18 protein-coding genes are annotated in these 17364 nt (G+C 69.6%); 7 read left to right on the forward strand and 11 right to left on the reverse strand.

Features of this window, described 5'->3' with window-relative positions; translation table 11 throughout:
• Positions 1-144 precede the first annotated feature (144 nt).
• Entirely contained in the window at positions 145-294 is a 150-nt protein-coding gene (locus tag ACQPY0_RS33725) for a group II intron maturase-specific domain-containing protein (protein ID WP_432969685.1), read from the reverse strand.
• Between ACQPY0_RS33725 and ACQPY0_RS33730 the strand changes: the two genes are divergently transcribed.
• The 5 genes from ACQPY0_RS33730 (at position 274) to ACQPY0_RS33750 (ending at position 6125) form a co-directional block, all read left to right on the forward strand.
• Positions 274-582: an aldehyde dehydrogenase family protein gene (locus ACQPY0_RS33730; RefSeq protein ID WP_432995488.1), complete on the forward strand. Its 309-nt coding sequence runs from the start codon at positions 274-276 to the stop codon at positions 580-582. The two genes, ACQPY0_RS33725 and ACQPY0_RS33730, sit on opposite strands and share 21 nt — an antisense overlap.
• Before the next feature lie 439 nt (positions 583-1021).
• Entirely contained in the window at positions 1022-1957 is a 936-nt protein-coding gene (locus ACQPY0_RS33735; RefSeq protein WP_432969688.1) for a LysR substrate-binding domain-containing protein, read from the forward strand.
• Positions 1958-2322: 365 nt separating this feature from the next.
• On the forward strand, positions 2323-4014 hold the full coding sequence (locus tag ACQPY0_RS33740) for a sensor histidine kinase (protein ID WP_432969691.1): 1692 nt from the start codon (positions 2323-2325) through the stop codon (positions 4012-4014).
• Between the two features lie 448 nt (positions 4015-4462).
• A complete protein-coding gene (locus ACQPY0_RS33745; RefSeq protein ID WP_432969694.1) occupies positions 4463-5284 on the forward strand; it encodes a helix-turn-helix domain-containing protein in 822 nt (273 codons plus the stop codon).
• 34 nt (positions 5285-5318) lie between these two features.
• Positions 5319-6125 (forward strand): SAM-dependent methyltransferase, encoded by an 807-nt coding sequence (locus ACQPY0_RS33750; protein WP_432969697.1) that lies wholly within the window; start codon positions 5319-5321, stop codon positions 6123-6125.
• A gap of 55 nt (positions 6126-6180) precedes the next feature.
• On the opposite strand, the gene ACQPY0_RS33755 is transcribed toward ACQPY0_RS33750, so the two are convergent.
• A complete protein-coding gene (locus tag ACQPY0_RS33755) occupies positions 6181-6387 on the reverse strand; it encodes a DUF397 domain-containing protein (protein ID WP_432969700.1) in 207 nt (68 codons plus the stop codon).
• Positions 6388-6808: 421 nt separating this feature from the next.
• Between ACQPY0_RS33755 and ACQPY0_RS33760 the strand changes: the two genes are divergently transcribed.
• A complete protein-coding gene (locus tag ACQPY0_RS33760) occupies positions 6809-7336 on the forward strand; it encodes a GGDEF domain-containing protein (RefSeq protein WP_432969703.1) in 528 nt (175 codons plus the stop codon).
• Positions 7337-7598: 262 nt separating this feature from the next.
• Here the strand turns inward: ACQPY0_RS33760 and ACQPY0_RS33765 are convergent, their stop codons facing one another.
• The 7 genes from ACQPY0_RS33765 to ACQPY0_RS33795 form a co-directional block, all read right to left on the reverse strand.
• Positions 7599-8738 carry a cation:proton antiporter gene (locus ACQPY0_RS33765; protein WP_432969706.1) on the reverse strand — a complete coding sequence of 380 codons (1140 nt, stop codon included), beginning with the start codon at positions 8736-8738 and terminating at the stop codon, positions 7599-7601.
• A gap of 170 nt (positions 8739-8908) precedes the next feature.
• Positions 8909-10069 carry a TetR/AcrR family transcriptional regulator gene (locus ACQPY0_RS33770; protein WP_432969709.1) on the reverse strand — a complete coding sequence of 387 codons (1161 nt, stop codon included), beginning with the start codon at positions 10067-10069 and terminating at the stop codon, positions 8909-8911.
• Between the two features lie 19 nt (positions 10070-10088).
• Complete coding sequence (locus ACQPY0_RS33775) at positions 10089-11234, reverse strand: acyl-CoA dehydrogenase family protein (RefSeq protein WP_432969712.1); 1146 nt, start codon at positions 11232-11234, stop codon at positions 10089-10091.
• Between the two features lie 11 nt (positions 11235-11245).
• On the reverse strand, positions 11246-12073 hold the full coding sequence (locus ACQPY0_RS33780; protein WP_432969715.1) for an SDR family NAD(P)-dependent oxidoreductase: 828 nt from the start codon (positions 12071-12073) through the stop codon (positions 11246-11248).
• Between the two features lie 48 nt (positions 12074-12121).
• The gene (locus ACQPY0_RS33785; protein WP_432969718.1) at positions 12122-12529 is read right to left on the reverse strand and encodes a MaoC/PaaZ C-terminal domain-containing protein; all 408 of its coding nucleotides are present in this window, start codon (positions 12527-12529) and stop codon (positions 12122-12124) included.
• Complete coding sequence (locus ACQPY0_RS33790) at positions 12526-12981, reverse strand: MaoC family dehydratase N-terminal domain-containing protein (protein ID WP_432969721.1); 456 nt, start codon at positions 12979-12981, stop codon at positions 12526-12528. Before ACQPY0_RS33790 ends, ACQPY0_RS33785 begins: the two co-directional genes overlap by 4 nt.
• A complete protein-coding gene (locus ACQPY0_RS33795) occupies positions 12978-14159 on the reverse strand; it encodes a lipid-transfer protein (RefSeq protein ID WP_432969723.1) in 1182 nt (393 codons plus the stop codon). Before ACQPY0_RS33795 ends, ACQPY0_RS33790 begins: the two co-directional genes overlap by 4 nt.
• A 160-nt stretch (positions 14160-14319) precedes the next feature.
• On the opposite strand from ACQPY0_RS33795, the gene ACQPY0_RS33800 reads away from it, so the two are divergent.
• Positions 14320-15870, forward strand: a complete 1551-nt coding sequence (locus tag ACQPY0_RS33800; protein ID WP_432969726.1) for a long-chain-fatty-acid--CoA ligase — start codon at positions 14320-14322, stop codon at positions 15868-15870.
• 341 nt (positions 15871-16211) lie between these two features.
• Here the strand turns inward: ACQPY0_RS33800 and ACQPY0_RS33805 are convergent, their stop codons facing one another.
• On the reverse strand, positions 16212-17129 hold the full coding sequence (locus ACQPY0_RS33805) for an alpha/beta fold hydrolase (RefSeq protein ID WP_432969729.1): 918 nt from the start codon (positions 17127-17129) through the stop codon (positions 16212-16214).
• Positions 17126-17341, reverse strand: a complete 216-nt coding sequence (locus ACQPY0_RS33810; RefSeq protein ID WP_432969732.1) for a hypothetical protein — start codon at positions 17339-17341, stop codon at positions 17126-17128. The genes ACQPY0_RS33805 and ACQPY0_RS33810 overlap by 4 nt, the downstream gene beginning before the upstream one ends.
• Positions 17342-17364 lie beyond the last annotated feature (23 nt).

Here is a 17364-nt window from a genome sequence, read left to right on the forward strand (position 1 = left end):
ATCGACCACGCACGATCACCGAGACCGTGCCAGAGCCGACGAAGTCCTGTCCTGCGGTCTTTGAAGCGCTGTGTGGGCGGACACCAGATTTCAGCGTCCGCTAGCATTCCGGTCGACGGGACGAGCAGTGGCCACGGGCAAGCCCTATGCGTTGATGCGTTCCAGGAGGGGATACAGGGCAGATCGATAGAACGCCCCGTAGTGGTTCATCCAACCCCGGACGATCGGGTTTATCCAATCGGCGAGGTCCTTCTCGATCAGGCGTGTGCGATGATGCAGCCGCCACGACCGCACCTCGGCACTGATCCTCTTCAGGGCTTGCTTGCTGAGTCGAGATTCGGCCTCGCCGGCGCGGTCTTCACAAATGACTCTGCCGCGGCGTATCGCATCGCGGCTTCGGTCAAGGTCGGCAGTCTCGCGCAGAATGGCCTGAAGCCCGATTTCAGTATCGCACATGGTGGATTCAAGCAGTCCGGCGTCGGCAGGGAGGGCGGCGAGGAGGGCTTGAAGTCCTACGTTGAGATGAAGACCATCGTGCTTGACGCCTTGCCTCAAAGCGTCCCTGAAGGGGCTTCTTCCTGACCGCCAGGGACAATACAAAGACTTCATTCACACGTTCGTGGAGGGTCTTCTGCGGAGTGAAATCCCTCAGAAGACCCTCCGTGAACCCTTAACCCTGGCTCTGCAGTAAGCCGTCCGCGCTTCATGCTCGTGGAGTTCGCTGTGTTTCGGCTGGCCCACGCGCTACACCGAGTACAGACCGCCCACAAAGCCTGTGCAACTTCACGCCCGTGCCGAAACGCAGCCGTCTGTGCTCGTCAATCGCGGAACGTCCGAACACATTCGGAACACAACGCAATCGAGCCCGCACCGGCAAACGGGGTGCACTCACATCGCCGGTTGGCGGTCACTTGCGCCGAGTTGGGGCGTGGACGTCGCCAAGGACCGGACCTCGCAGCACCGACCGATCCTCACCAAGACCGCTCACGCGCTGGGTGTACTGCATGCAACGATGGATCCGGTGCATCAGCAGCTCCTCATCAACCTGGTCGGCTGGGCCGGCGCCGCGACGCTCGTCCTGGCATACGCGCTCGTCTCGACCCAGCGGCTGGTCGGCGACGGTGTCGCGTTCCAGGCGATGAACATCGCCGGCGCGGTCGCCCTGACGCTGAACTCCGCCGTCCACGGCGCCTGGCCCTCGGCCGTGCTCAACGTGGTGTGGGTCGGCATCGGGGCGGTCGCGATGTACCGGCTGGCCCGCCGGAGCCGGAAAGCGGCGCAGCAGGTCGCGGAGCAGGCGGCGGAGCGGGAGCTGGCCGCGCCGTCCGGCCGAGTGTCGGGCCAGGTACGGGTTGCTGCATTCTCGACGGCGATCCGCCACCTGCTCATCCCGGCGATGGACCGGCTGGCCCGCGAGCACCCGGGCGTCGTCTGCTCGATCACCGAGATGGAGGGCGCGCCGGCGTTGCGCGAGCTCCGGCGAGGCGTCCTCGACCTCACGATCACCGATCGGGACGCGAGTCTGGGCCTGGAGAGTCGTCAGCAGGTGAGCGTGGTACCGCTGCGTGAGGATCCGTACCGCGTGGTCGTCCCCGCCGGCTGGCCGCCCGTGCACGACTACGGAGACCTGGCGGACCGGCCGTGGATCGCCGGCCCGCCGTCCTCGACGACCGGCCAGGTGCTGGAGCGGCTCGGCCGGCAGCGCAGCTTCACCCCGCGCCGGGCCCACGTCTGCGTCGACTACCCGGCAGTGTTCGCACTGGTCGCCGCCGGGCACGGTGCGGCGATCACCCCGGACCTGGCCCTGCGTGGGATCGGCCGGGACGCCGACCGACTGCGCGTCACCGACCTGCCCGGCCCCGGCGCCCGCCACCTCGACGTGCTCGTGGCGGCGGGCCGCGAAGGGCAGCCGGCGGTGGAGGCGCTGCTGGCCGCCCTGCGCAAGGTCGCTCAGTAGTCCTCGATGACGTGTGGGTGTCATGGCGTGGGTCCCTTCGGCGCGGGGTGGCACAGCAGTTGCTCGTAGACGATGAGCGTGGGCAGCGGCCGCCGATCGGCCACGAGCTGGGCCAGGCGCCGCCCGGTCAGGGATCGGACTCCCTGGCCTTGACGGTCTCGGGTCGTGCGAGGAACGAGCCCAAGCCGAGTGCAGCGGGAAAGGAAACTGCCGAGTGCGGCGGGAAGGCAACGTTCGTTTGAGGCGTTGTGATGACGCCCAGGTTCTTGCGGCGGGTATAACAGTCGGCGAGTAGCGTTTCTACGTGGGCGCAATGCGGTGCGGGTAGGGCGCTGGGCGGGAACGCCCGCCGGGACGGAGACAGGATGGCTACCCGGCCCAGCAGGCGGATCACCGACGAGCAGGCAGCGCTGCGGCGGGTCGCCACACTGGTCGCCGGTGGCGCTGCGCCGGAGGCGGTGTTCGCCGCGGTCACAGCCGAGGTCGGCCGGCTGCTGGAGGTCGACTTCGCAGTCCTGATCCGATACGACCGGCAGGGCACGCTCACCACTGTCGGCAGATGGACCAGGACGGACACGACAGCACCGCCCGCCGCCAATCGGTCGCGGCACGGCAGGCGGAACGTGGCTACCGAGGTGTACCGGACGGGCCGGCCGGCGCGGATGGACTACACCGACGCCGCAGACGTGAGCGGTGAGCGCTCGTCGGTGGGCGTGCCGATCACGGTCGAGGGACGGCTGTGGGGCGTCATGATCGTGGCGCTCACCCGTGACAAGCTGCTGCCGGCCGACACCGAGGCGCGGCTGACCGAGTTCACCGAACTCATTGCTTCCGCGATCGCCAACGCACAGGCGCGCGCCGAGCTCCGCAACTTCGCTGACGAGCAAGTGGCGCTGCGCCGGGTGGCCACGCTGGTGGCCCGGGCAGCCCCCGCGGAGCAGGTTTTCGCCCGCGTCGCCGAGGAGGTCGGGCGGCTGCTGGGCAGCGACTACACCGACCTGCCCCGGTACGACGCGGATGGGGCGGCCACGATCGTGGGAAGCTGGACCAGCAGCGACCTCGGCCGACCGCTTCCGGTCGGCCTCCGCTTGGCACTCGGCGGGCGCAACCTGAACACGCTGATGTTCCAGACCCACCGGCCGGCGCGGATCGATGACTACGACGACGCGTGGGGTCCGGCCGCCCAGTTTGGCCGCGACCTTGCGATCCGCTCGGCGGTCGGCATGCCCATCACCGTCGAAGGCCGGCTGTGGGGCGGGATTGTTGTGGCATCCAGGCGTACTGAGCCGCTGCCACCCGACACCGAGGCGCGGCTGGCCGGGTTCACCGAGCTGGTCGCGACCGCGATCGCCAACGCCGAGGCCCAGGCCGCACTGACCGCCTCACGCGCCCGGATCGTGGCCACCGCCGACACCACCCGCCGCCGCATCGAACGCAACCTGCACGACGGCGCCCAGCAACGCCTCGTCTCCCTCGCCCTGCAACTACGCACCGCCCGCGCAGCGGTACCACCCACAGCCGGCGAACTCGCCCAGCAACTCGACGACATCGCCGACGAACTGACCGGCGTCCTGAACGAACTGCGCGAGATCGCACGAGGCCTCCACCCGGCAACCCTCGCCGAAGGCGGCCTCCACCCCGCACTCAAAACCCTCGCCCACCGCTCCCCCGTCCCAGTCCACCTCCACCTGCACACCGACACACGGTTCCCCGAACCGATCGAGATCGCCACCTACTACGCCGTCTCCGAGGCACTGACCAACGCCGCCAAGCACGCCGCAGCCTCCACCGTCGATGTCGACGTCAACGCCGACGACACCACCCTCCGCGTCCGCATCCGCGACAACGGACGCGGCGGCGCCGACCCCACCCACGGCACCGGCATCATCGGCCTGCAGGACCGAGTCGAGGCACTCGGCGGCGGACTGTCATTGCGCAGCCCACCGGGCGGAGGTACGACCGTGGAGATTGAACTACCGCTCGCCCCGCCCGCTGGGGCGGGAGTACAGGTCGACCAGGCCACGCCGACGCTGAACAGGTTCAACCGGTCGCAGTGAATGATCACTCCGGCGAGATCGCCGCCGCGGGCGACGGCGGCCATGGTCAACGCGGCGACGACCAGGCCGGCGGGTGTGCGCTCATGGCGTCCGTCCGTGCAGGTGGCGGGCCCCCGCCTGCCTCCTCTTGGTCAACGCGTCGCCCGGCCGTCAAGACCGGCGTGGACCGCGACTGCCGCGGCTGCCGGTGGGGGGACGGGACAACGACGCGGAGAAAGCTGCCAGACCTGCGCGCCGCCGGCCGAGACGCCGCCGGCCAGCGCCGGGTAGGCCATGCGGGTCGCGCGATCCGGTTCCTCGCCGCGCGTCGTGCCTGTCGTCAACGTGCGGTTGGCGGGCTGGCCGGCCCAAGTTCCGGAGGTGTTGCGCGGGGCGGTTCTCTCGGGGGTATGGTGTTGCCCGCAGCATCCGGATGATTTCGTAGCGTGCGTGCGGCGGAGGTGGGAGCATGCCGGTCACCGGTCAGCGGGTTGTGCGGCGCGCACTCGGGCGGAGGCTGACGCGGTTGCGGGTGGCGACCGGGAAGAGCCGGCGCGAGGTGGCCGAGGCGAAGCTTGGCATCTCCGAACCGACACTGCACCGTATCGAGACGGGCAAGGTGCCGGTGACGGTTGCCAATGTCCGCGCATTGTGCTGGCTCTATGGCGTTGACGAGAGCATCACCGAGGCGTTGTCCGACCTTGCCCTGGGCACCTCCCAGGAGGAGTGGTGGGACGCGAATCCGATAATCCCTGACTGGTTCAAGCTCTACGTCGGGCTCGAGGCGAGCGCGCAGCGCGTCTGTACGTACGAGGGCGAGGTCGTGCCTGGGGAGTTACAGACTGAGCAGTACGCGCGGGCCGTCTACGGCGCCGAACAGGCGGTGGAGGCCGAGGCCGCCGACCGGCATGTGAAGCTGCGGATGCAGCGCCAAGCCGCGCTCGCAGCCCGTAACCCCCGCCCCCGCTTGGTGACAGTGCTCGGCGAAGGAGTGCTCTGTCGTCAGGTCGGCGGCCCCGGCGTGCTGGCCGGGCAGATCGAGAAGTTGCACGAGGTGTCCAAGCAGGAGAACATCGACGTGCTGGTGCTGCCGTGGTCGGCGGGGGCGCATGCGGCGATGGCGGGCGCGTTCCGCATCATGGATTTCGAAGATCCCGAGGACCCCGACGTGGTCTACCTCGAATCGCACCTCGGCGCTCTGTATCTCGAGGAGGCCGCTGAAGTGGACGAGTACCGGCGGATTTTCGCCCTGATCTGCGAGGCCGCCATCCCAGTCGCGGACTATCGATGACGACACAGCTACCGAACGGGCGGCGATGACCGGCATGAACGACAACAGCTCCCGGACCGCCCGCAAGGCGGCCACGGCCGCGCGGATGTACGACTACTACCTCGGCGGCATCCACAATTTCGACGCCGACCGCAGAGCCGCCGAGGCGGTCATCGCACAGTTCCCGTTCATCCGTGACGCGGCCCGGGCCAACCGGGCGTTCGTGGTCAACGCGGTGCAGCACGTGGCGAGTGCCGGCGTCCGCCAGTTCCTCGATCTCGGCTCCGGCATCCCGACCGTTGACAACGTGCACGCCATCGCGCGCCGCTCGCACCGGGACGCACGGGTTGTCTACGTCGACATCGACCCGGACGCGGTGGCCGAGAGCATGGACATCCTCGACGGCGATGAGCACGCGGTCGCGGTGCGCGGCGATGTGCAGGACCCGCGCGCTGTGCTGGGCCATCCCGAGCTGCGCCGGACCCTCGACTTCAGCGAGCCGATCGGCTTGGTGCTGGCCGCCGTGCTGCACTTCATTCCCGACCACGAGGCCGCCGACGGGGTCGTCGCGGAGTTTGTCGCGGCGCTGCCGAAGGGCAGCTTCGTTGTCTTGTCGCACACGGCCACCGAGAGCTTCTCGCTCATCGACCAGAGCACCATCACCGAGAATATCTACCAGCGCCGGACGTCGACGCCCGGCACGGTCCGCACCCGCGAGCAGGTCGAGCAACTGTTCGCCGGCCTCGAACTGGTCGATCCCGGCGTGGTGTGGGCGCAGCAGTGGCAGGCCGGTGCCGAGGTCGCCGACACGACACCCCCTGGGCTGGGCGGCATCTGGGTCGGGGTCGGCTGCAAGGTCTGACCCGTCCGAGTCTGACGTTTTCAGGCCCGGCTGGGCTGGCCGAGGCCCAGCCGGCTCAGCCGAGTAGCTGGTCGAACTCGCCCTTCTTCGCGCCATCGAGGAAAGAGTCCCACTCTTCGATGGTGAACAGCACGGTGCTCTCCTCGGGCCGTTTGCTGTTGCGCACCTCGATCTGACCCGCGCGGCGGCGCGCCTCGACACAGCTGCCACCATTCCCCGTCGACCTGCTCGACATGATCCAGTCGCTGTCGTCGCTATGCATTGTGCTGATTCTCCTCTCAGTGACGCGTCTCCGGGTCGGAGACCCGTTCGTAACGGGCAGTAACGCGAATCAGCGCCCAGTGGTCACAAAACGGACAATTGGGCAGATTTATCACCGAACAATCGCCGCTTCTTCTTTCGTCGTGAAATTTTTACGTACTGAGTGTAATTGATCAAGCCTCGGTGCCAAGATGTCACCCAGAAGTCTTCCGCCGTGAAATCTTGCACAACGGAAGATCCGGCGCCATGATGGGCGTGATCCGGCACCGGTCGTCGGGACCCTTCCGTGTCGTTCGGAGCTACCACCGCTGCGGTAAGGGGGGACACCAGTGGATATCCTCAGCCCTACAAACCTTGCCGCTGCCGCGCCGGAACCCGACCACACTCAGGCGGAAGCGGAACTGGTAGCACTGCGGGCCCAGGTGGCCTCCCTGCAGTCGGAACGGGCCGCGCTCTGGTGGGACATCAACCATGACGACCTCACCGGGCTGGCCAACCGCCGCCTGCTCGTCAACGCCGGCCCGTCCATCCTGAGCAGTGCCGGTCGGTGCGCGGTCATGGTCCTGGACCTCAACGGCTTCAAACCAATCAATGATCAGTACGGCCATTCGGTCGGCGACGACGTCCTGTGCACGGTCGCCCGGCGGCTATCCCGCTGCCTTGGCGATGATCTGGCCGTGCGCTTGAGTGGCGACGAGTTCGCCGCCATCCTGACCGAGTCCTCGCTGCCCGGTCACGGCTCCGACTGGTCCTCCCGGATCGGCGCCATCGCCGCGGCGATCGCCGAGCCGATGGCCATCGACGGCCGCGAGCTGCGGGTCACCGCCTCGATCGGCGTGGCGACCACCAACGACGGCCCAGCCACGATCGCCGAACTTCTGCGCCGCGCCGACCTGGCCATGTACCGCGCCAAGGCCGACCGCTACTGCTCCAACATCGTCTGGGACTGACACCGGCCCGGGACGCCGACCTGTGTCGCTCGAGCCCGTCCGGCACACAGACGATCATGACCTTGACGGTCGGCGCCGACGCTGACGTCGTGGTGGTGCGGTGCTTCTTGGCCATGATGGGTACCTCCCGGAGGTGTTGGGCGCCGTCAGGGCGCGCAGCAGCGACCGACCGGCCGAACGGTGACCGGCCTCGGCGGCGTTGACCTGCGCTGTGAGCGTGTGGCGCCGCCTCGTGGCGGGGGTCAGCGGCCGGGCAGTTGTGCTAGGGCGTCGAGGCTGCCGCACGCGACGCGGCCGCGGCGGACCACACGGCCACGGCGATCGTGAGTATCGCGGCGAGGATCAGGGCGGCGGCCTCGGCCGGACGCAGCAGCCCGAGCTGTGTGCCCAGCGTCGCCGCGGCGACGGGAACGCCGAGCTGCGCCGCGGCCAGGCCGCCGTAGGCGAACGGCTGGCCGGTCAGCCGCATCGCCAGGTGGACCAGGACCGAACCCAGGCCGAGCGCCACGGCGAGTACCGCCGACCGGAGATCCGCGGCGAGCGCCCGCACGTCGAGCGTCGCGCCCAGCCAGACGAAGAACAGCGGGCCCAGGAACCCTTCGGTCAGCGCGAACAGCTGCCGCGCCAGCCGCCGCGGTTCGCCGACCGCCGCGACCGCCAGCCCGAAGCAGAAGCCGGCGAGCAGGATCGAGACGTGTGTCGCCTGCGCAAGCGCCGCGAGCGCAAACAGGATGACGAGGTTGACGCGCATCTCGATGGCGAACTTGCGCCGCTCGGACACCCGGTGGACCCGGCTGCGCAGGCCCGACGCCTCAAGCCACCGCAGCAGCACGTACAGCACCGCGGTCGCCGCGAGGACCAGACCGGCGCCGAGTGCCGCCCGGCCGGCGTGCCGCGGGTCGATCGCGAGCGGCAGGGCCACGATGCACACGGCGTCGGCGATCGCGACCTGCGGCAGCAACTGCAGCACCGCGTCGCCCGCCAGGCCGAGGCCATCGACGATCGGCAGGATCAGCGCGGCCGACGACGACGCCATCAGCACCACGTAGAGCACCGCATGCCCGGTGTGGAAGAAGATGTTCGCGAGGAGTACCGCGGGAATGCACGCGAGCGCCGCGACGCCCGCCACGCGCGTGAGGCCGATCCGCAGCGCGCCACGCAGGCGCAGGTCACGCACCGGCACATGCGTCCCGGCCACGAACATCACCAGCGCGAAGCCGATGTTCGCCAGGAACGCGAACGTGCCGTCCCGGGCGTCGACGATGCCCGCGCCGGTCCGCCCGACCGCCGCCCCGGCGACGAGCTCCCCGAGCACGACCGGCAGGTACCAACGCCGCGGCAAGGCCAGCAGCGGCCCCAGCAGCGCGACCGCGCACACCACCGCCAGACTGCCGAAACTCATCCGATCACTATTGCGCACCGCCGGCCGCCCGGCGACGACAACGCCGCCCAGCCGATCGGCGATCTCGCTGTTCGACAGCCCGCCCGGCGATCGGCAAGCCGGATGCGATGCTGGGGTCGTTCCTGCGCGCGTTCAGCCACGGCCGTCGAGGCCCGCGCCGCGCGCTGGCGTCAGGACAACCCGAGGGCTGCTCGGCTGAGGGCGGCGGCCACGTCGGCAGCATCGGACCGAGATCGGAAGGCCGGCGTCCGAGCGAGGTCGTTGACCACCATCAGTGCGGCCTGCACCGTGATGGTCGCGGCCGGGACGCCCGCGCCCGGATGCAGGCGTCGGTAGAGATGGACCCACTCGGCGACGTACTCGCGCTGGGCCATGGTCAAGGCCGCGGTCGCCTCCGCGCCCAGGCTCCTGACCTCGGTGATCAGAGCATCGACGAGCTCCGGATGGCGCATCGCGAACTGTGCGTAGATCGTGACGAGCCCGTCGAGCGCACTGCGCTCGTCGGGCGCCGTCGCCAACACCTCGTTGGAGGTGAGCTGGAGGTAGCCGGTGCCGCGCTGCAGGGCGACCCAGAGGATCTCGGCCTTGCCGGTGAAGTGGAGATAGACGCTCGACGTAGCCATGCCGGCCGCCTGCGCGATCTCCTCCATCCCGACGCTGGCGTAGGTGCGCTCGGCGAAGAGACGCATCGCCGCAGCGAGCACATGCTCACGCCGGCTCGCGGGGGTGAGACCGGTCCGGCGGGCGACCGGCGCCGGTGCGGCTGGCACGTCCACCACCGCCACGCGGTACGCGACCTCCACCAGCCGCTCCTCGAAGCCTGGGCTCGCCATCGAGGTGTGATGGAAGGACGGGCTGAAGAGGGCTCCCAGCGTGGCCACGGCGAGCGCCCGTCCCTGGTCCAGCGCCAACCCGGGGCGCTCACGGATCACGGCGCCCGCGACGTGGTCCCGCACGGCGCGAAGGTGGTCGCGGACGGGCGCCCACAACTGGGCCGACAGCTGCCTGGACTCGCGTTGCCACAGCACGGCGGAGCGGTGTTCAACCGAGTACGCGGCCAGGTCGACCAGCACCGACCGGAGCGACTCCGCGCCCTCGGTGAGCCGGATGAGCTCGGCGGCGACCTCACCGATGGCAGCCACGAGCAGCTCCGCCTTGCCGGGGAAGTGCCGGTAGAGCGCCGACGGTCCGACGGCGACCACCTCGGCGATGTCGCCCATGGCGACATTCTCGTAGCCTCGCTCGGCGAAGAGCGCCATCGCGGCATCGAGGATGAGCGCGCGCCGGTTCGTCGGCCGCGTCCCCCGGACCGGGCGACCTACCTCAGGCATCTGCCCCCCTCACTGCGCGTCAGCCGAGCTTCAGTGACCGGCCGATGATCTCCTTCATGATCTCACTGGTGCCACCGTAGATGCGGGTCACGCGAGCGTCGGCGAAGGCGCGTCCGATCGGGTACTCGCGCATGTACCCGTACCCGCCGTGCATCTGGAGGCAGGCGTCGACGACGCGGCCCTGCAGCTCGGTGGCCCACAGCTTCGCCTTCGCCGCGTCAACGGCACCGAGGTGGCCGGCGTTGAGCTCAAGGATCGCCCTGTCGACGTACGCCTGCGTAATGTCCACCTCGGTCACGAGCTCGGCGAGCCGGAACCGGGTGGCCTGGAACTCACCGATCGCCTGGCCGAAGGCTCGGCGCTCGCGGACGTACGCGACGGTCCAGTCGAGCGCAGCCCGGGCCGAGGCGACGGCGGAGACGGCCAGCGACAGCCGCTCCTGCGGGAGGTTGTTGGTCAGACCGGCGAAGCCGGCACCTTCCTCTCCCAGGATGTTCGCCGCCGGCACGCGGACGTCGGTGAAGAACAGCTCGGCCGTGTCCTGCGCGTGCTGGCCGAGCTTGTCGAGGTTCCGGCCCCGTGTGAAGCCGGGCGAGCCGGTCTCGACGAGGACCAGGCTGATGCCGCGGTGCGGGTGATCGCCGGTGCGGACCGCTGTGATCACGATGTCCGCGTTGATCCCGTTGGTGATGAACGTCTTGGCGCCGTTGACAACGTAGTCGTCCCCGTCGCGTACGGCACGAGTGCGGATCCCGGCGAGATCGGAGCCCGTGCCCGGCTCGGTCATGGCGATGGCCACGATCGTCTCCCCCGTCGCAACGCCCGGCAGCCAGCGCCGCTGCTGCTCCTCGGTGGTCAGGTCGAGCAGATACGGCATGCAGACGTCCGCCTGGAGCGTCGGACCGAGGAGCGCCGGGCCGACGCCGAGGGCCGCGGCTTCCTCGAGGAGCACCGCGTTGTAGCGGAAGTCGGAGATGCCGGCGCCGCCGTACTCCTCGGGCACGGCGGCGAACGCACCCAGCTCGGCGACCTGGGTGAAGAGCTCACGCGGCACGATGCCGTCGCGGTCCCAGTCGTCGTAGTGAGGCACGACCTCCTTCTGCAGGAACGTGCGCACGCTCGCGCGGTACGCGTCGTGCTCGGACTCGAAGATCGTGCGGTCCATGGACGCCTGCCTCAGATGTGGAAGCCGCCGCCGCAGACGAGCGTCTCCCCGGAGATGTAGTCGGACTCCGGCAGCGTGAGCAGGTAGACCGCCCCGGCCGCCTCCTGCGGGGTGCCGGCCCGCCCGAGCGGGATCTGGGTCTCCATCGCGTCGAGGAGCTGCCGGCTCACGCCGACCTTGAGCTTCCGCCCGGCGACGTCGATCGTGCCGTCGTCGCTGGCCGCCGCGGTGAGGCGCGTCGTGATCACGCCGAACGCCACCGTGTTGACGGTGACGTTGTAGCGACCCCACTCCTTGGCGAGCGTCTTGGTCATACCGGTGACGCCCGCCTTCGCGGCGGCGTAGTTGACCTGTCCGGCGTTGCCGCCCAGTCCGGCGATCGACGAGACGTTGACGACCTTGCGGCAGGGCACCGGCTCCCCGGCTGCCACGCCGGCCTTTACCGCCGCCGAGATGACGGGCTGGGCCGCACGCAGGATCCGGAACGGTGCCGTGAGGTGTACGTCGATCATCGCGGTCCACTGCTCGTCGGTCATCTTCTGGATGACCGAGTCCCAGGTGTAGCCTGCGTTGTTGACGATGATGTCGAGACCGCCGAAGGCGTCGACCGCGGTGTGGACGAACCGCTCGGCGAAGCCGTCCTCGGTGACGCTGCCGACGACCGCGACCGCCCTACCGCCGGCGGCCTCGATGTCGGCAACCGTCTCCTTCGCCGGTGCTTCGTCGATGTCGTTCACCACGATCGCCGCACCCTGCGAGGCGAGCTTGATCGCGATCTCCCGTCCGATACCGCGACCGGATCCGGAGACGATCGCGACCTTCTTGTTGAGCGTGCCCATGGGCGTCCTTTTCGTGTCGACCGGGAACTCGATGGTGGGATGAGAGCATCAGCCGATGCGGATGTCGGCGTGGCCGACCAGCGTGACGGTGCCGTCGGCGAGCGCGACCTTCAGATCGACGCTCGCAACGCCGTCGCCGACGGCAGACACGACACCGGTGCACGTCGGCTGGGCGTGGACCGGTGTGATGGCGGCGAACCGCGCGCCGAAGCTCAGGATCCGCTCCTGGGGAACCCAGCCGGTCAGCAGCCGGCCGAGATAGGCCATCGACAGCATGCCGTGCGCGAACACGTCGTCGAACCCCGCGGATCTGGCGACGTCGAGGTCGATGTGGATCGGGTTGGTGTCGCCGCTGGCGCCGGCGAAGAGCGCGAGGGTGGACCGAGCGATCGGTGCCACCGCGAGCGGCGGCAGTTCGGTGCCCACCTCGAGGACTCGCCAGTTAATCCCGGTCATGCGGCCGCCTCGGGGTCCCGGACCACGAGGACGGACTTCGCGGTGGCCACCAGCGTGCCCGCGCGATGGAACGCGGTCTCTTTGACGATGAACTCCATCGCACCGCCCCGCTTGTCGTAGACGTCGGTGATCCTGTCCTGCAGGACGAGCGTGTCGCCGGCGTACGCCACCTGCCGGTAATCGAAGGCCTGCTCGCCGTGCAGCACGAACCGCAGGTCGATGCCGAGTTCGCCGAGGTAGCCGAGCGGCTCGTCCCGCTCCAGGCCCATGGTGAAGAAGAAGGTGGGAGGGGCGGGAAGGTCGGGGTGTCCTGCGGCACGAGCGGCGTCGACATCCCGGTAGATCGGGTTGGTCTCGCCTGTCGAACGTGCGAACGCGCGCAGTCGGCCCCGCTCGACCTCGAAGGTCAGCGGGGCGAACGGCAGCGACAGGGCTCGGTCGCGGTCGATCATGCGCCGACCTTTTCGTACAGGGTCACGACCGCGGCCCCGCCGAGGCCGATGTTGTGCTGGAGGGCGAGCGTGACCCCGTCGACCTGACGAGGCCCGGCCTCGCCCCGCAGCTGCCAGGTGAGCTCGGCGCACTGAGCCAGTCCGGTCGCGCCGAGCGGGTGCCCTTTGGAGAGCAGGCCGCCGGACGGGTTGGTGACGACGCGACCGCCGTAGGTGTTGTCGCCGTCGAGGATGAACTTCTCGGCGGTCCCTTCGGGCGTCAGCCGCAGCGCCTCATAGCTCAGCAACTCGTTGGCGGTGAAACAGTCGTGCAGCTCGACGACTCTGATGTCGGTCGGGTCGACGCCGCCGGCCTCGTAGACTTCGTCGGCGGCGCGTTGCGTCATGTCGTACCCCACGAGGCGACCGAGATCGCCGTCGAACGTGCTCGCGTTGTCGGTCGTCATTGCCTGGGCGACGATTGCGACATCCGCCCGCAGCCCGTGGGCGGCGGCGAACTCCTCGCTGACGATGACCGCGGCAGCGGCGCCGCACGTGGGCGGACAGCACTGCAGCCGCGTGAGCGGGCCGAAGATCCGGGGGGACGCCAGCACCTCGTCGACCGTGACGGCATCACGGAAGACGGCGAACGGGTTGTTCGCGGCGTGCGCGCGGGCCTTGACCGAGATCCGCGCGAACGTCTCCGGCCGGGTCCCCCACTTTTCGGCGTACTCCGCACCGGCCGCGCCGAAGAGCTGTGCGGCAAACGGCGCCGCGCTGGCGCCGTTCCTGGCCTCCGCGATCTCCATGAAGTCCCCGAGGGGGTTCGGGCGGTCCGGCCACCTGATCTGCAGCGCACCCCGCTCCATCTGCTCGAACCCGAACGCGAGCACACAGTCGGCGACGCCGCTGGCCACCGCCTGCCGGGCGAGGTAGAGCGCCGAGGATCCGGTCGAGCAGTTGTTGTTGACGTTGAAGATCGGGATGCCCGTGGCGCCGACCTGATACAGCGCTCGCTGACCGCTCGTCGAGTCGCCGTACACATAGCCGGCGTACCCCTGCTGCACCCGATCGAGCGTGATTCCCGCATCGGCCAGCGCGGCACGCACAGCGGCCGGAGCCATCACGTCATACGGCTGGCCCTTGCTGGGCGTCGCGAACGGGATCATTCCGACTCCGGCTACCAGTGCACGGCGCATCGGACTCACCTCCATGTGGCTCGACTAGAAGAATCATACTTCACTTAGGCTGTCACACAGCCTTGCTTGCATGCCATGTGCGACCTACTGTGTAACGCATCTCACGCACATGATGATTCACTAGCGTGCGTTCCGACCGGCACCCGAGGGGACCATCGAAATGCAGCTCACGCAGTCGCTCCACAACGCGGCACAACGCGATCCGGGTCGCACCGCGACGATCTACCTGCGCCGCACGCGAACCTTCGGCGAGACGATCGACCGGGTGTCACGGCTTGCCGGGGCGCTCCGCTCGCTCGGCGTGGAGGAGGGCGACCGCGTCGGGATCTGCTCCCTCAACAGCGACCGCTACCACGAACTGCTCTTCGCCGTGCCGTGGGCAGGCGCCGTGGTCAACCCGGTGAACGTGCGCTGGAGCCCCGCGGAGATCGCCTACTCGCTGCGCGACTGCGGCACCGACGTCCTCTTCGTCGACGACACCTTCGCGCCGCTCGTCGACGAGCTGAAGGACCGCGCGCCCAACCTGCGCACCGTCGTCTTCTGCGGCGAGGGCGAGACACCACAGGAATTGCTCGACTATGAGCGGCTGGTCGCCGGCACCGCTGCGGTGCGGGACGCGCGCCGCGGCGACGACGACCTCTACGGCGTCTTCTACACCGGTGGGACCACCGGGGAGCCCAAGGGCGTGATGCTGTCGCACCGCGCCTGCCTGGCCTCCGCGATGGGCAGCCTCGTGACCGCCGACGTCCTCGGACGGGGCGGCGTCCTGCTGCACGCGGCCCCGATGTTCCACCTCGCCGACATCGCGGCCTGGAACATCGGCAACCTCACCGGCTCGACGCATGTGATGGTGCCGTCGTTCACACCGGCCGGCGTCATCGAGGCCATCGAGAAACACAAGGTCACCGACTCGCTCCTCGTGCCGACGATGATCCAGATGCTCGTCGAGGCACCCCAGGCCGCCGACGCCGATCTGTCCAGCGTCCGACACGTCCTGTACGGCGCCTCTCCGATCTCCGAGACCGTGCTCGCGAAGGCCCGCGCCACCATCTCGAACGCCGTATTCACGCAGGCGTACGGCATGACCGAGCTCGCCCCGATCGCCACCCTGCTCACCGCCGAGGACCATCAGGACCCGTCCCTCGCCCGCTCGTGCGGACGTCCCGCCGCCCAGTCGGAGTTGCGCATCGTCGACCCCTACGACAACGAGCTTCCGCGTGGCGAGGTCGGCGAGATCGTCGTCCGCGGCGACCACGTCATGACGGGCTACTGGAACAAGCCGAAGGAGACCGAGGCCGCCCTCCGCAACGGTTGGATGCACACGGGCGACGCGGGCTACATGAACGAGCACGGCTACGTCTTCCTCGTGGACCGCATCAAGGACATGATCATCACCGGCGGAGAGAACGTGTACTCCGTCGAGGTCGAGAACGCCGTCGCGAAGCACCCAGCCGTCGCCCAGGTCGCCGTCGTCGGCCTGCCCGACGAGCGGTGGGGCGAGCACGTGCACGCGGTCGTCGTCCCCCGCGAGAACGCGACCGTGACGCTCGATGAGATCCGGGACTTCTGCCGGCCGATGATCGCCGGATACAAGCTTCCCCGCAGTCTCGCCCTCGTCGACGCGCTGCCGATCTCGGGCGCGGGCAAGATCCTCAAGCGCGAACTCCGCAAGCAGCACTCCGAGCACACCCCGCACACACCTGACAAGTAGGTCTGGCCGCCGGACTGGCAGTCACCGGGCGTGGAGACCTCGCCGCCGGGCGGTCTACGAAGCGCAACCACCCGAACGGCGCACGGGAATCCCCCGCCATCGGGCGTGGGGAGGATGTCAAGGGTCCCACGAGCTTGCGCGGACCCGCGTCGCCCACGGCGGGCACCGGCAGTGTCCCGGTCACGAGGTCGCCTCCGTGGACACGGCGGTTCGATGCTGCTCGTCAGACGTGCTCGCGGGTGCCGCACCCCAGCTGTCGGGCAGCGTCACGGCGCCCGCGGCCCCGGGCGGACGTCGTCCCTCGATGATGTGCTCATCGGATGGAGCGCGGCGCCGGTCGACTAGATGGCCGAGCCCAGCCACTCCTGGATGCTCGTGGCGGTCTCCTCGACCCGCTCCAGGTGCGGGATGTGCCCAGTGGCACCGAGCGTGACCACCTCCCACCGCCGCAGGAGGCGGCGGACGGTCTCGGCCGTGGCGGCGGGCATGAGCGGGTCGTCGAGCCCGTGCAGCCACAGCGCGGGCGGGGTCAGCTCGCCGAGCAGGCCGAGCCATCGGCGCGGGCGGCTCAGGTGCACCAGGGCGTCGTTACGGCTGCGCCACAGTGCGGCCCGGCCGTCCGGGTCGTGGACCGACCAGGCGGGCTCCGGTTCGGCGCGCAACTCCTGGAGGTATGCCTGCGGGATCAGGTCGAGGTAGGGTGTCGCGCTGGCGACGAGGGCATCCAGGTCTTCGGGGCGCTTGCCCGCCTGGACGTCACGGTCGAAGGCCGCCCGGGCCAGCGGTGCCTTCTGGATCAGCCATTGCAGGTAGCGGACCGGGTCGATGGGCAGGCGCGAGGGCCGCACCGCCGGTCCGATGAGCGCCAGCCCAAGCACGTCGTCCGGTGCCGAGCGCGTCGCGAGGGCACAGATCATCGCCCCGAAGGAGTTGCCGACGAGTACCACCGGGCGGCCGACGACCTGGCGGATGAAGGCCGTCACGATCGCGACCTGATCGGCCACGGAGCCGGCGTCCGGGTTCGACGCAGCGGGCGAGGACCGGCCGTGGGCGCGCAGGTCCAGCAGGTAGGCCGGACCGCCGAGGCGGCGACCTACGCCGCAGTGCTCGAGCGCGGTCCCCTGCATCCCGTGGACCAGCACGACGGGGAGGGCCGAGGGACGCGCCGGATCGGTCAGCTCCAGCCAGCTGACCGTCCCGCCGCCGTGTTGGAAGGAGCGCCGGGCGTACCCGGCGCTCCACGGTACGGCGCCGCTCATCCGACGCTGCCTTGCGGGCGGGCTCCGACGGCGACCGGGCCGGCGCTGGGCTGGGAGTGATCCCAGTCGGCCAGGAGTGTGCGCAGTGCGGTGGCCAGCGCGAGCGGCTGGTCGAGCATGATGTGGTGTCCGGTGCCGTCCACGTCGGTCGCGCCCTCGTCGGGACGGCTCCCGAGTGCGACACTGAACCACTCCGGCGTCGTGGTGCTCATGGCGACGGAATCCCTCCTGTTTG

This window comes from Dactylosporangium sp. CA-233914 (assembly GCF_050942935.1).
Taxonomy (GTDB): Bacteria; Actinomycetota; Actinomycetes; order Mycobacteriales; family Micromonosporaceae; genus Dactylosporangium.